The following is a 13,800-nucleotide window of genomic DNA, read 5'->3' as shown; positions in this document are numbered from 1 at the left end:
GATATCTCGCAATTGTCTTGAAAAAGTTATGCAAACAGTGGCTTTCATTGAGATCAATAGTTGTGGCTATTAGACAAAATCAGCTATGCTATGCAAGACTTAATTTCATAATAGCGGTTACCCTCCGGTAGCCATTAATTCACCATAGGATTATCGGTGCCATGCAAGAACAATATCGTCCCGAAGATATAGAGCAAACTATCCAGGAACACTGGGAAAAGAACAATACATTTAAAGTGACAGAAGATAATAACAAAGAAAAATATTACTGCCTGTCAATGCTACCTTATCCTTCTGGCCGACTACACATGGGACACGTCCGCAACTACACCATTGGTGACGTGATTTCCCGTTATCAACGTATGCTGGGTAAAAACGTCTTACAACCTATCGGTTGGGATGCGTTCGGTTTACCAGCAGAAGGTGCCGCAGTAAAAAATAAAACCGCTCCAGCACCATGGACTTACGAAAACATCGATTACATGAAAAACCAGTTAAAAAAACTGGGTTTTGGTTACGATTGGGATCGTGAAGTCACTACTTGTACACCTGAATATTATCGCTGGGAACAGTGGTTCTTTACTAAATTATATGAGAAAGGCTTAGTTTATAAAAAGACCTCTGCTGTTAACTGGTGTCCACATGATTTAACCGTATTAGCTAACGAACAAGTTATTGACGGCTGTTGCTGGCGTTGTGATACCCCAGTAGAACGTAAAGAAATTCCACAGTGGTTTATCAAAATTACCGATTACGCAGAAGAGCTGTTAAACGATTTAGATACGTTAGATGAATGGCCTGAACAAGTTAAAACCATGCAACGTAACTGGATCGGTCGTTCAGAAGGCGTCGAAATCACATTTGATGTTGCGGATAGCGACGACAAAATGACGGTTTATACAACACGTCCTGATACCTTTATGGGTGTTACTTATGTGGCCGTTGCAGCTGGTCATCCATTAGCGCAAAAAGCAGCTCAAAACAATCCTGAAATTCAACACTTCGTTGATGAATGCCGTAACATGAAAATGGCAGAAGCCGATATGGCAACAATGGAGAAAAAAGGGATTGCTACTGGTCTTTATGCCATTCATCCATTAACTAAAGAAAAAGTAGCTATTTGGGTCGCTAACTTTGTCTTAATGGAATACGGTACAGGTGCCGTGATGGCGGTTCCTGGTCATGATGAGCGTGACTGGGAATTTGCAACCAAATATAACTTACCTATTAAAGCTGTTATTGCTGATGCTGAAGGTAACCAACCTGACTTATCTGAAGGTGCATTAACCGAGAAAAATAGCCTGATCAATTCTGGTGAATTTTCAGGTTTAGATAACCAAGCTGGCTTTAATGCTATTGCAGATAAACTTGCACAAATGGGTGTTGGTGAACGCAAAGTTAATTACCGTTTACGTGACTGGGGTGTTTCTCGTCAACGTTACTGGGGTGCACCAATTCCAATGGCAACCTTAGAAGACGGTACTGTTGTTCCTGTTCCTGAAGATCAACTGCCTGTTATTCTGCCAGAAGATGTAAAAATGGATGGGATCACCAGTCCAATTAAAGCCGATCCTGAGTGGGCAAAAACCACCATTAATGGTCAGCCAGCACTGCGTGAGACAGATACTTTTGACACCTTTATGGAATCATCTTGGTATTACGCTCGTTATACCTGCCCTGATTACGATAAAGGCATGTTAGATCCAAAAGCAGCTAACTATTGGTTACCTGTTGACTGGTATATTGGTGGTATTGAACACGCCATCATGCACTTAATGTATTTCCGCTTCTTCCATAAACTGATGCGTGATTCAGGTTTAGTGAACTCTGATGAACCAGCAAAACGTTTACTGTGCCAAGGAATGGTATTAGCTGATGCGTTCTATCACACAGGCGAAGACGGTGCTCGTCATTGGGTATCTCCTGCTGAAGCTATTGTTGAACGTGATGAGAAAAACCGCATCATTAAAGCGACGGACAGTGCTGGTCATGAACTGACTTATGCTGGCATGAGCAAAATGTCTAAATCTAAAAATAACGGTATCGACCCACAAACAATGGTTGAACGTTATGGTGCAGATACCGTCCGTTTATTTATGATGTTTGCAGCTCCACCAGAATTAACACTTGAATGGCAAGAGTCTAGTGTTGAAGGTGCTAACCGTTTCTTACGTCGTTTATGGCGTTTAGTTCATGAGCACACTCAAAAAGGATCGGCACAATCACTTGATCTGTCTGCATTAACAGAAGAACAAAAAGATTTACGCCGTGACTTACATAAAACTATCGCAAAAGTGTCTGATGACGTAGGTCGCCGTTTAGCTTTCAATACCGCGATTGCAGCTATCATGGAGTTAATGAATAAATTAACTCGTGCAAGTCAAGAAACAGAACAAGATCGTGCATTAATGCAAGAAGCATTAGAAGCCATCGTTCGTATGCTTTCTCCAATCATTCCTCACGCTTGTTTTGTAATGTGGCAGGCATTAGGTGGAAAAGAAGACGTTGATGTTGCGCCATGGCCTGTTGCTGATGAAGAAGCTATGATTGATGACACTAAACTGATTATTGTTCAAGTGAATGGTAAAGTCCGTGGTCGTGTCACTGTTCCGGCTAATTCAGAAAAAGAATATGTTCAGGAAATGGCGACAAAAGAGTACAGTGTTGCTAAATACTTGGAAGATGTGACTATTCGTAAAGTCATTTATGTTCCAGGAAAATTACTGAACATCGTTGTTGGCTGATAAGGAGGCCTAGTGCGATATCTATTTTCGCTATTTTTCGGTTTAGCGGTGTTAATCACCGCTGGCTGCGGTTTTCACTTACAAGGGAAAACTCAGGTTCCAGCAGAATTAAAAACGCTTTATCTTAGCTCTGGTGACCCTTATGGCCCATTATCTCGTGTAATGCGCCAACAACTCAGACTTAGTGGTGTTCAGCTTGTTGAAAATCCAACAGCAGATATCCCTATTCTCAAAATTGTGGGCTCGTCAGAGAGTAAAGAGACCGTTTCTGTGTATCAAGACGGTAAATCAGCAGAACGTCAGCTAACATTTGTGCTAGATGCGCAAGTGATTATGCCAGATGGAACGATTTATCCTATTTCATCACAGGTTTCACGACCATTCTTCGATAACCCATTAGAAGCATTAGCAAAAGATGCTGAAAATGACATTATCAAACAAGAAATGCGTGAACAAGCGACAGCAATATTAGTGCGTAAATTATTGGTTGTTCACAATGCTGAACGCCAAAAAGCCGCACAAGCTGAGCAAGCAAAACAGATAATCTCTCCGGCCAAATGATCCGCTTATATCCAGAACAACTGAATGCGCAGCTCCAAGAGGGGTTGCGCCAAAGTTATCTACTCTGGGGCAATGAACCTCTATTGCTCCAAGAGTCTCAAGATGCCATCCAATCTGTTGCTAAAGCCCAAGGGTTTATTGAACACTATCAATTTACTCTTGATAATAATACGGACTGGAATGAAATTTACTCACTTTGTCAATCGCTAAGCCTTTTTTCTCAAAGACAATCTCTTTTACTGCATTTGCCTGAAAATGGCCCTAATGCAGCCATGTCAGAGAAACTCACAAGGTTATCTCAAGAGTTACATCAAGATTTATTGTTGGTTTTACGTGGCAATAAACTCACCAAGGCTCAAGAAAACAGTGAATGGTTTAAAACATTAAGCCAGAATGGAACGTATGTTTCTTGTCTCACACCTGAACTTGATAAATTGCCTAATTGGGTTGCTCGTCGAGCAAAACAAAAAGGATTAGCGCTGGATGAACAAGGTAACCAACTACTTTGCTACTGCTATGAAGGTAATTTGCTCGCATTGGCACAAGCGATAGAGCGTCTTTCCCTACTTTACCCTGATGGTAAATTGACATTACCTAGAGTAGAAGCAGCCGTTAATGACGCTTCTCATTTTACCCCTTATCACTGGGTTGATGCATTGCTTGCAGGTAAAACACAACGCGCATGGCATATTTTGCAACAACTCAAAAGAGAAGATAGTGAACCTGTTATTTTACTCAGAACGTTGCAACGTGAATTAATGCAATTAATTACGCTACACCGAGAGTCTAAAACAGCCGCTTTAAAAACGATTTTTGATAAACATCGAATTTGGCAAAACCGACGTCCAATTTTTACAGCAGCATTACAACGTTTATCCGAGCATCAACTGCTAACTGCAATACGGTTATTAGCCAGTATCGAAATGACCATTAAACAAGATTATGGTCAAACTGTTTGGCCATCTCTTAGCGCGTTAGGCTTATTGCTTTGTGGGAAAGCATTACCAGAAGGATTTGTAAGTCATGCCTAAAAATAATGATCCTACACCTTTAATTAATCAAGCTATCGCCTTATACGGTGGCACATTTGATCCAATTCATTATGGGCATTTACGTCCAGTTGAAGCACTTTCAGGATTAATTGGCTTAAAAGAAGTGGTATGGCTACCCAATAATATTCCCCCTCATCGCCCACAGCCTGAAGCATCTTCTCAGCAACGTCTGGATATGGTACGTCTTGCTCTTAAGCCATATTCTTCATTTAAAGTGGATACTCGTGAGCTTGAAAAGCCGACACCTTCTTATACTATTGAGACATTAAGAGACTTCAGACAAGAAATTGGTAATAAACAACCTTTAGCATTTATTATTGGTCAGGATTCATTACTTTCAATTAATACGTGGCACCAATGGGAAAAACTATTAGATATATGCCATTTGTTAGTTTGTGCTCGCCCTGGTTATCAAACTCATTTCGAGTCACCTCAAATGCAGGAATGGCTAAAAAAACACCAAACCAATCAACAAGAAGATATTCATTACCTACCTTCTGGCAAAATTTTTCTGGCTGATACACCTCTTTATAATATTTCAGCAACAGATATTCGTGCTCGCCATAAAGCAGGAATTGATTGTCATGATTTGCTACCCAGTTCTGTTGAAGACTATATTCGCCAGCAACAACTCTATAAATAATGAATTAAGGCTAAAGTTGCTCTCTTAAATAATTAAAAGTGAACGGATAAGGCGAAAAATAGCGTTGATGACTCAAATACTCATCAGGATAAACAGTTAACCAATATTTGAGTAAATCATAAGGTTTAGATAAAGGCACAATACCTTGACGATATTGTAAAATTGTCTGTGCCATTTCTTGTTTTTGTTGTGAGTTTAGATTTCGCTTAAAATACCCAGCCATATGCATTAACGCATTAGTTTGTCCTTCTCTATTTGCTGCAACACTGAATGCCTTCATTAGCTTTTCCTGATATTTCGATGCAACTTCTCCAAGGGGAATAGCATCAGAAAAATTAGCAATATCACGCCCCAACTCTCGATAAGCCACAAGTGAATAAGCCATAATTAAATATTTGTATCGGCTATGAAATTTAACTAAAGCCCCTTTAGTTAATGATTGATAAACCTGTTGTTGATAATCAAACAGTGTGAAAAATTGGGTAAGAAAATGGTCAAGAACAATAGGCTGTAAAAGTTGATCAATACTTAATTGAGGTAAAGCAAAATTCAAGGGTGAGGTAAGGCGGTCTCCTTTTTTTCCAACATAACCATAAAGTGGTAACAGGTTATCTCTATTTTGAGCCTCTATCTGCATAATACCTATCTTTTCCGCCTGAACAGTATCGCAAAGCAATGCTAACTTTTCTTGTAATTGGTGATTAGTGTTACTCATAATTTCTGAAGATATCCCGAGATAATTCACTTTTCTTTCCATTCTTTTTTTCTCCAATTAAAAAGTCTAAGCATTACACGGTATAATCTGACGCTAACAAAGTAAAAACACACCTAATTAGGTGTTTGATGAGCATTGACAGACGATGTTTAGCTGTTATTCTCACCCTCTGTTCCCTTAAGGGAACTGTAAGGTAAAACTGTCGTCTAACTGAAAAGTTCTTATGCGCCTTCTTTTTATTATTGATTATGACGCAGTTAATGGGCATATATGAATTTTTCTAAATCAAACGTCGAAAAACAAAAGAATGAGGTTTATGTTCTTGTTATCGCTAACTGGAATTACTCATCGAGTAAAATAGATTTATTGGTGTAAATTCCTTTAAAATAGCGTTCATGCTCTAAATAAATCGAGATGCAGTAAAACGACAAGTAAATTGGTCACTAAAAGCAGACAAAAGTCTGTAACTAGTACAAATAAACATAGTTAACAATACTGCAAACTGACGTATAACGAGTATAGTATTTTTCGATTGAATTAACTCATTAGATTAAAGGTGATCCTTTTGCAAGGTTCTGAATTACAACAATTTATTATTGATAAACTTGAAGATTCTAAAGCTCAAGACATCATTGCATTAGATGTCCGTGGAAAATCAAGTGTAACGGATTACATGATTATTTGCACAGGTACATCCAGCAGACATCTTATGTCTGTGGCAGATAATCTCGTTGATGATTGCCGCGAAGCGGGATTACAACCTTTAGGTGTGGAAGGACAAGGTGTTTCTGATTGGATTGTCGTCGATCTTGGTGAAGCCATGGTACACGTAATGCAAGAAGATAGCCGTCGCATGTACGAACTTGAAAAACTCTGGAGCTGAGTTTGAAATTACAGCTCATTGCCGTTGGTACAAAAATGCCGGACTGGATACAGACCGGCTTTATGGATTATCTTAATCGATTTCCCAAAGACATGCCTTTAGAACTTATTGAGATACCCGCAGGTAAACGCGGAAAGAATGCCGATATTAAACGAATTCTCGAAAAAGAAGGCGAACAAATGTTAGCGGCTGTTGGTAAAGGGAATCGTATTGTTACTCTTGATATTCCTGGCGCTCGCTGGGATACGCCAAAACTTGCAGAACAACTTGATCGATGGAAGCTTGATGGTAGAAATGTCAGCTTATTAATTGGTGGCCCTGAAGGGTTAGCGCCTGCTTGTAAAGCTGCAGCTGAACAAAGCTGGTCTTTATCTCCTTTAACAATGCCACACCCCCTTGTTCGTGTCGTAGTTGCAGAAAGTCTTTATCGAGCATGGAGTATTACGACAAACCATCCTTATCATCGTGAATAATCAATAAAATTGGCGGGTCAGTAAGTGAAGTCAAATGGGATGAAGAGAAAAAAACGTACCCCGTTTCGAGATTATACTGCGGAATCAAAATTGTTTATCCGCCGTGTGATCGTCGCATTTTCAGTAATTATTATATTAAGTGGTGTTTTGGTTTTTAACCTCAATCACTTACAAATCGCTCGCCATGACGATTATCAAACACGTTCAAATGATAACCGAATTAAACTCGTCCCAATTGCACCTAGTCGTGGCATTATTTACGATCGCAAAGGGATCCCTCTTGCGCTCAATCGTACTATCTACCAGTTAGAAGTCGTACCTGAAAAGGTAACAAACTTACAAGAAACGCTTGAAAGTTTGAGAGAAGTTGTTGACTTAACTGATGAAGATATCGCAGCTTTTGAAAAAGAGCGTAAGCGCTCTCGTCGATTTAGCTCTATTCCCTTAAAAACTACACTTAGCCAAGTGCAAGTTGCGCGTTTTGCTATCAATCAATATCGTTATCCGGGCTTAGAAATCAAAGGTTATCAACGCCGTTATTATCCTTATGGCTCAGCATTAACACATGTAATTGGTTATGTTGCAAAAATTAACGATAAAGATGTTGAACGCCTTGATAAAGAAGGTTTATCACCTAATTACGCCGCTACTCATGATATCGGTAAATTAGGTATTGAACGTTATTATGAGTCTGTATTACACGGAACAACTGGCTATGAAGAAGTTGAAGTCAATAGCCGTGGTCGCGTTATTCGCCAATTACATGAACAACCGCCACAAGCAGGTAAAGATATTTACCTTACCGTTGATCTTGAATTACAGACCTATATTGAAACATTACTCACCACAAGCCGAGCTGCTGTTGTAGTGACTGATCCTCGTAATGGTGAAATTTTAGCCCTTGTCTCAAATCCAAGTTACGATCCGAACTTATTTGTGGGCGGTATTTCTAATACTGATTATCAAGGATTGCTAAATAACCCTGATAGACCGCTAATAAATCGAACAACACAAGGCCTTTATCCACCAGCCTCAACGGTTAAACCCTTTATGTCTGTTGCTGCATTAAGTGAAGGGGTTATTACTGCGAATACGACTATCCACGATCCTGGCTGGTGGCAACTTCCAGGCTCTGAAAAACGCTATCGTGACTGGAAACGCTGGGGGCATGGTAAACTCAACGTTACCAAGTCCATTGTTGAGTCTGCGGATACATTTTTCTACCAAGTTGCTTATGATATGGGAATCGATCGTATATCAACTTGGATGGGGCGCTTTGGCTATGGCGAATACACAGGAATTGATCTATCCGAAGAACGTAATGGCATCATGCCAACGCGCGAGTGGAAGCAGCAACGTTATAAAAAACCTTGGTATCAAGGTGATACGATCCCAGTCGGAATTGGTCAAGGTTATTGGACAGCAACGCCAATTCAAATGGCAAAAGCGTTAATGACATTGATTAATGATGGTCAAGTTAAAACCCCTCACCTACTTTACGGTACGAAACTAGGTAATGAAATGTTGCCTTATGTTGATACTGAAACCCGTCAAATTGGTGATATTAACTCTGGCTATTGGGAATTAGCAAAACATGGTATGTATGGTGTGGCTAACTTCCCTAATGGCACAGGTCGTCGAAGTTTTGCTGATGCTCCTTATAAAGTGGCAGCTAAATCAGGAACTGCACAGGTGTTTAGTTATGAAACATACAACGCAAGCCAATTAGCTGAACATCTTCGTGACCACAAACTGATGATTGCCTTTGCGCCTTATGATAAGCCGACTGTTGCTATAGCAATTATTTTAGAAAATGGTGGTGCTGGCCCTTCTGTCGGTGATATTACAAGACAAATTCTTGACCACATTCTCCTAGGTGATAACAACACAGTGTTACCTGATTCGCCAGCTGCTCCACGCGGTTCAGAGGAATAATCATTATGACTGAAAATAATAAGAAAAAATCCTTCTGGACCCGAGTCCATATAGACCCTCTATTCTTGCTCTGTATTATTGCTTTATTGGGATACAGCGCATTTATTATGTGGAGTGCAAGTGGCCAAGATCCAGAAATGATGCAACGCAAATTAGGCCAGATTGGTATGGGGTTTATGATCATGATAGTCATGGCTCAAATCCCACCACGAGTCTATGAGAGTTGGGCTCCACATCTCTATTTCTTTTGCGTTATCTTGCTTATTCTTGTTGATGTCTTTGGTCAAATAAGTAAAGGTGCTCAACGCTGGTTAGATTTAGGTATTGTACGTTTCCAACCTTCAGAAATTGCTAAAATTGCGGTGCCATTAATGGTAGCACGATTTATGAACCGCGATATCTGCCCGCCTACGTTGCGTAATACTGCTATTGCTTTGGTACTTATTTTTGTACCAACGTTATTAGTTGCGGCACAGCCCGATTTAGGAACATCTATTCTTGTTGCCGCATCGGGTTTATTTGTTCTTTTTCTTGCAGGAATGAGTTGGCGCCTTATCACTGTAGCCATAGTTCTTGTTGCTGCTTTTATCCCCATACTCTGGTTTTTCCTTATGCATGATTACCAACAAGCTAGGGTAATGATGTTGCTTGACCCTGAATCTGATCCGCTCGGTGCCGGATATCATATCATCCAATCTAAAATTGCCATTGGTTCTGGCGGATTACATGGAAAAGGATGGTTACAAGGCACACAATCTCAATTAGAATTCTTACCAGAGCGCCATACAGACTTTATTTTTGCTGTATTGGCTGAAGAACTCGGATTAATTGGTGTTTTGATACTGCTAGCTCTTTATATACTCTTAATTGCGCGAGGCCTTTACCTTGCAACGAAAGCACAAAATACATTTGGTAGAGTAATGATTGGCGGATTAATGCTAATCTTCTTTGTCTATGTCTTTGTCAACATAGGAATGGTGAGTGGTATTCTTCCTGTTGTCGGTGTTCCGTTACCGCTAATGAGTTATGGAGGCTCTGCCCTAATTGTCTTAATGGCAGGATTTGGCATTGTTATGTCTATTCATACACACCGAAAACTATTATCGAAAAGTTTATAATGAGGTTTCTATGCGTCTGCAATGGGTTTTGATAGGTATCAGTGCATTGCTACTTTCAGGGTGTGTTGTTGATAAACCGAACACTAATAAACAGCCAGCACCATTACCCAATGTGCCTGTTCAACGTGTTCTCGGTGCTGAACCTCGTTACGAGCCTTATCACCCAACGGCAAATCAAGATTACCGAAAAAATGGTGTGGTCTATCGTATTGTGACTGATCCCGCAAACTTTAGTGAGCGAGGAGAGGCTATTGTTTATGATAGCTTAGCTATGAGTCGTTTAACGACTATTGGTGAACGTGTCAATCCCTATGAATTTGCAGCTGCACATCCCACATTACCCATTCCAAGTTATGTAAAAATTACAAACTTACTCAATGGGCGCACAATGGTTGTCAGGATCAATGACCGTGGCCCTTACGTCAACGGTAAACAAATCCAAGTCACTCCCGCCGTTTCTGATAGTTTGCGTTTAATGCCAACAACACCATTGCAAATTGAAGGGATCGTCGTCGATCAAAATGGCCATATGAGTGGTATTGGTACACACGGGGCTCAAATTGAGAAGAAAACAACAGCCTTACCCGAGCGCCCTAATTTTAATGCTCAATCAACAACATCTACGCCATTAACAACATCTGCACCTGTTAATATGCCTATTGAGCCACCAGCACAACCGGAAGCCAAAGTTTCAGCTCCAACTTCAGTTCCAACTTCAGTTCCAGCTCCAGCTCCAGCTCCAGCTCCAGCTCCAGCTCCAGCTCCAGCTCCAGCTCCAGTATTACTATCAAACTCCATAGCACAAGGCTTTTATGTACAAGTTGGCGCACTCAGTAACGAAAATAATGCTCAGTTTTGGCTCAATGATTTATCGTCATCATTTGGTACTCAAGGCGTGATTAATAAAACAGATGGACTATATAAGGTACAACTCGGCCCTTATTCCTCTAAAGATCAAGCCGAAGCAATAAAAAACAAACTGAAACAAGTTAAAGATATCTCTGGGTTTATTATTACCCAATAAAGGTAAGATGACGTAAAATCCTTTTTATATCAGCAAATTCAAGCGTAGAATCGCCTGGTTTTGCTGATATTTTATTTATCAGCCCCTATTTTTCCCTGAATTTTCGGATTAAACAAACAGAATGAAACAGACACTCCCAGCTAAATTTCTAAGAACGAGCCTATTAAGTGCCACTTTTGCTTTATTGACAGTAACGCATCAAAGCTTGGCTGATGATTCACTAAAAACAATGATACCCGCTGTTCCTAATATCGAAGCCGAATCTTATATTCTTATTGATTATAATTCTGGGAAAGTGCTGGCTGAAATGAATGCTGATGTTCGTCGCGATCCTGCAAGTTTAACCAAAATGATGACCAGTTATGTTATTGGACAATCTATTCGCGCAGGCAAAATTACTAATAACGATATCGTGCCAATTGGTGAAGAGGCATGGGCAACGGGTAACCCTGTTTTTCGTGGCTCCTCTTTAATGTTCTTAAAACCTGGCGACCAAGTTACTGTCGCACAATTAACCCGTGGTATTAATTTGCAATCAGGTAATGATGCTTGTGTTGCAATGGCCTCTTATGTCGCAGGTAGCCAAGATACATTTGTCACCATGATGAACGATTACGTTAAACGTCTCGGCTTAAAAAACACCCAATTTCAAACAGTTCATGGACTTGATGCTCCAGGGCAATATAGCTCTGCTCGTGATATGGCGTTAATTGGAGCCGCATTAATTCGTGATGTACCTGACGAATATGCCATCTACAAAGAGAAAGAGTATACCTATAACAATATCCGCCAAACGAATCGAAATGGATTGTTATGGGATAGCAGTTTAAATGTGGATGGTATTAAAACTGGCCACACTGCCTCAGCAGGTTATAACTTAGTTGCCTCAGCAACCGAAGGCAATATGCGCTTAATTTCAGCAGTAATGGGTGGCCATTCATCTAAAGGTCGTGATGCTGAAAGTAAAAAATTGCTGACTTGGGGTTTTCGCTTCTTTGAAACAGTAAAACCACTCCAAGTAGGTAAAGAGTTTGCAGCTGAACCAATTTGGTATGGTGAAACAGATAAAGTACAATTAGGCGTAGATAAAGATGTTTATTTAACTATCCCTCGTGGTCGATTAAAAGACTTAAAAGCAAGCTATGTACTTGATAATGTAGAATTACATGCCCCAGTGACTAAAAACCAAGTTGTCGGAACCATTAATTTCCAACTTGATGGGCAAATTATTGAACAACGTCCACTCGTGGTGATGAATGAAGTAAAAGAAGGTGGCTTCTTTAGCCGCATTATCGATTACATCAAATTATTATTCTCACACTGGTTTGGCTAAGACTTGAAAAAGGTAAATGTGACCACATATAACTTACATATAGATATTGGCATAAACACATTTACCATTCCCCTATTTACCCTAATTACCAGTATCGCATTCCTTAATAATTAAGGAATGCGCTTTTTATTTGTCAAGATTAGGTGTAGATATAGATAATTAAAACAACAGTGTCTGTTGTCTTAAGGAATTACATTATGATGAAAACAAAATTAAATGAACTGTTAGAGTTCCCATGTTCTTTCACTTATAAAGTGATGGGTCATGCAAAACCAGAATTAGTGGATCAAGTCGTTGAAGTTATTCAACGCCACGCACCTGGTGATTATACTCCTTCTGTAAAACCAAGCAGCAAAGGCAATTACCATTCAGTTTCTATTACGATCAATGCAACCCATATCGATCAAGTAGAAACACTGTATAAAGAGTTAGGTGAGCTTGAACTAGTTCGTATGGTTCTGTAATCCCTTCATTTAAAATGATGAATTTTTCAAAAGCGCCTTTTACTCAGGCGCTTTTTCTTATCTTAATATCTTTCATTTTTCTCTCCTCTTCGGAAAAAAAACATCTCAATCTGGTAGTTCATTTACTGGGGCGTTATACTGCTCTTCACAATTACGCTACAAATGAAGATTTTCACGGTGCAAGACAAAACAATCATTATTCGCCAATTAGGTGTGAAACCCTACTTACCGGTTTCTGATTCTATGCATCAGTTTACGGAAAAACGGGAAAGTCACACTCCTGATGAAATATGGCTCGTTCAACATGAACAAGTTTTTACTCAAGGCCAAGCAGGTAAAGCTGAACATTTATTAAACACAGGAACTATTCCTGTTATTCAATCTGATCGTGGCGGTCAGGTGACCTATCATGGCCCAGGCCAACAAGTCATGTATGTTTTAGTGGATTTAAAACGTAACCATATTGGTGTTCGCCAATTAGTCACTGCACTTGAAAATACCGTTATTGATACACTAGCGGAATTTAATGTAGAAGCTTATGCTCGCGCTGATGCACCGGGCGTATATGTGAAAGGCGATAAAATCTGTTCATTAGGGCTACGTATTCGTAAAGGTTGCTCTTTTCATGGTTTAGCCCTCAATATCGATATGGATTTATCCCCTTTTTCACGAATAAATCCTTGTGGTTATTCTGATCTGAAAATGACACAGTTAATTGATTTTGCTCCTAATACGACAACGACACAGGTAGCACCATTATTAGTTAAGCATTTTTGTACACAACTAGGATTCCAACCACAGTAATAAAAATGCTATAATTTTTTTAACATTTGTCATTTTTTTTTAAAACCCTGA

General features: G+C 39.8%; 13 protein-coding genes. 12 read left to right on the top strand and 1 reads right to left on the bottom strand.

Annotated features, from left to right (window positions below; genetic code table 11):
• The first annotated feature begins 161 nt into the window (after positions 1–161).
• Genes leuS through nadD form a run of 4 tightly spaced genes read left to right on the top strand, consistent with a single transcriptional unit; the run spans position 162 to position 5,000 of the window.
• On the top strand, positions 162–2,744 hold the full coding sequence (leuS, locus tag GWI68_RS16195; RefSeq protein ID WP_166540947.1) for a leucine--tRNA ligase: 2,583 nt from the start codon (positions 162–164) through the stop codon (positions 2,742–2,744).
• 12 nt (positions 2,745–2,756) lie between these two features.
• Entirely contained in the window at positions 2,757–3,305 is a 549-nt protein-coding gene (lptE, locus tag GWI68_RS16190; protein ID WP_109409515.1) for an LPS assembly lipoprotein LptE, read from the top strand.
• The gene (gene holA, locus GWI68_RS16185; RefSeq protein ID WP_166540946.1) at positions 3,302–4,336 is read left to right on the top strand and encodes a DNA polymerase III subunit delta; all 1,035 of its coding nucleotides are present in this window, start codon (positions 3,302–3,304) and stop codon (positions 4,334–4,336) included. The genes lptE and holA overlap by 4 nt, the downstream gene beginning before the upstream one ends.
• Positions 4,329–5,000, top strand: coding sequence for a nicotinate-nucleotide adenylyltransferase (gene nadD, locus GWI68_RS16180; RefSeq protein ID WP_166540945.1), 672 nt, complete (start codon positions 4,329–4,331; stop codon positions 4,998–5,000). The genes holA and nadD overlap by 8 nt, the downstream gene beginning before the upstream one ends.
• Before the next feature lie 10 nt (positions 5,001–5,010).
• Here the strand turns inward: nadD and GWI68_RS16175 are convergent, their stop codons facing one another.
• Entirely contained in the window at positions 5,011–5,715 is a 705-nt protein-coding gene (locus GWI68_RS16175) for a DUF1722 domain-containing protein (protein WP_243733442.1), read from the bottom strand.
• Between the two features lie 556 nt (positions 5,716–6,271).
• On the opposite strand from GWI68_RS16175, the gene rsfS reads away from it, so the two are divergent.
• From rsfS to lipB, 8 genes are all read left to right on the top strand, one after another.
• Entirely contained in the window at positions 6,272–6,598 is a 327-nt protein-coding gene (gene rsfS / locus GWI68_RS16170; protein WP_006537732.1) for a ribosome silencing factor, read from the top strand.
• A gap of 2 nt (positions 6,599–6,600) precedes the next feature.
• Positions 6,601–7,071: a 23S rRNA (pseudouridine(1915)-N(3))-methyltransferase RlmH gene (gene rlmH / locus GWI68_RS16165; protein ID WP_004246050.1), complete on the top strand. Its 471-nt coding sequence runs from the start codon at positions 6,601–6,603 to the stop codon at positions 7,069–7,071.
• A 39-nt stretch (positions 7,072–7,110) separates the two neighbouring features.
• A complete protein-coding gene (gene mrdA, locus GWI68_RS16160) occupies positions 7,111–9,006 on the top strand; it encodes a peptidoglycan DD-transpeptidase MrdA (RefSeq protein WP_166540943.1) in 1,896 nt (631 codons plus the stop codon).
• Between the two features lie 5 nt (positions 9,007–9,011).
• Positions 9,012–10,124 carry a peptidoglycan glycosyltransferase MrdB gene (mrdB, locus tag GWI68_RS16155; protein ID WP_072070249.1) on the top strand — a complete coding sequence of 371 codons (1,113 nt, stop codon included), beginning with the start codon at positions 9,012–9,014 and terminating at the stop codon, positions 10,122–10,124.
• A gap of 10 nt (positions 10,125–10,134) precedes the next feature.
• Positions 10,135–11,148: an endolytic peptidoglycan transglycosylase RlpA gene (gene rlpA / locus GWI68_RS16150; protein WP_166540942.1), complete on the top strand. Its 1,014-nt coding sequence runs from the start codon at positions 10,135–10,137 to the stop codon at positions 11,146–11,148.
• Positions 11,149–11,269: 121 nt separating this feature from the next.
• Positions 11,270–12,481, top strand: a complete 1,212-nt coding sequence (gene dacA, locus GWI68_RS16145) for a D-alanyl-D-alanine carboxypeptidase DacA (protein WP_166540941.1) — start codon at positions 11,270–11,272, stop codon at positions 12,479–12,481.
• A gap of 200 nt (positions 12,482–12,681) precedes the next feature.
• Complete coding sequence (gene ybeD / locus GWI68_RS16140) at positions 12,682–12,945, top strand: DUF493 family protein YbeD (RefSeq protein WP_036912266.1); 264 nt, start codon at positions 12,682–12,684, stop codon at positions 12,943–12,945.
• Between the two features lie 162 nt (positions 12,946–13,107).
• Positions 13,108–13,749 (top strand): lipoyl(octanoyl) transferase LipB, encoded by a 642-nt coding sequence (lipB, locus tag GWI68_RS16135; RefSeq protein ID WP_109409508.1) that lies wholly within the window; start codon positions 13,108–13,110, stop codon positions 13,747–13,749.
• Positions 13,750–13,800 lie beyond the last annotated feature (51 nt).

The sequence above is a fragment of the Proteus sp. G2669 genome, from assembly GCF_009915245.1.
Taxonomy (GTDB): Bacteria; Pseudomonadota; Gammaproteobacteria; order Enterobacterales; family Enterobacteriaceae; genus Proteus.
Note: the sequence above shows the minus strand (reverse complement) of the source record. Positions and strands in the feature narration are given on the sequence as shown.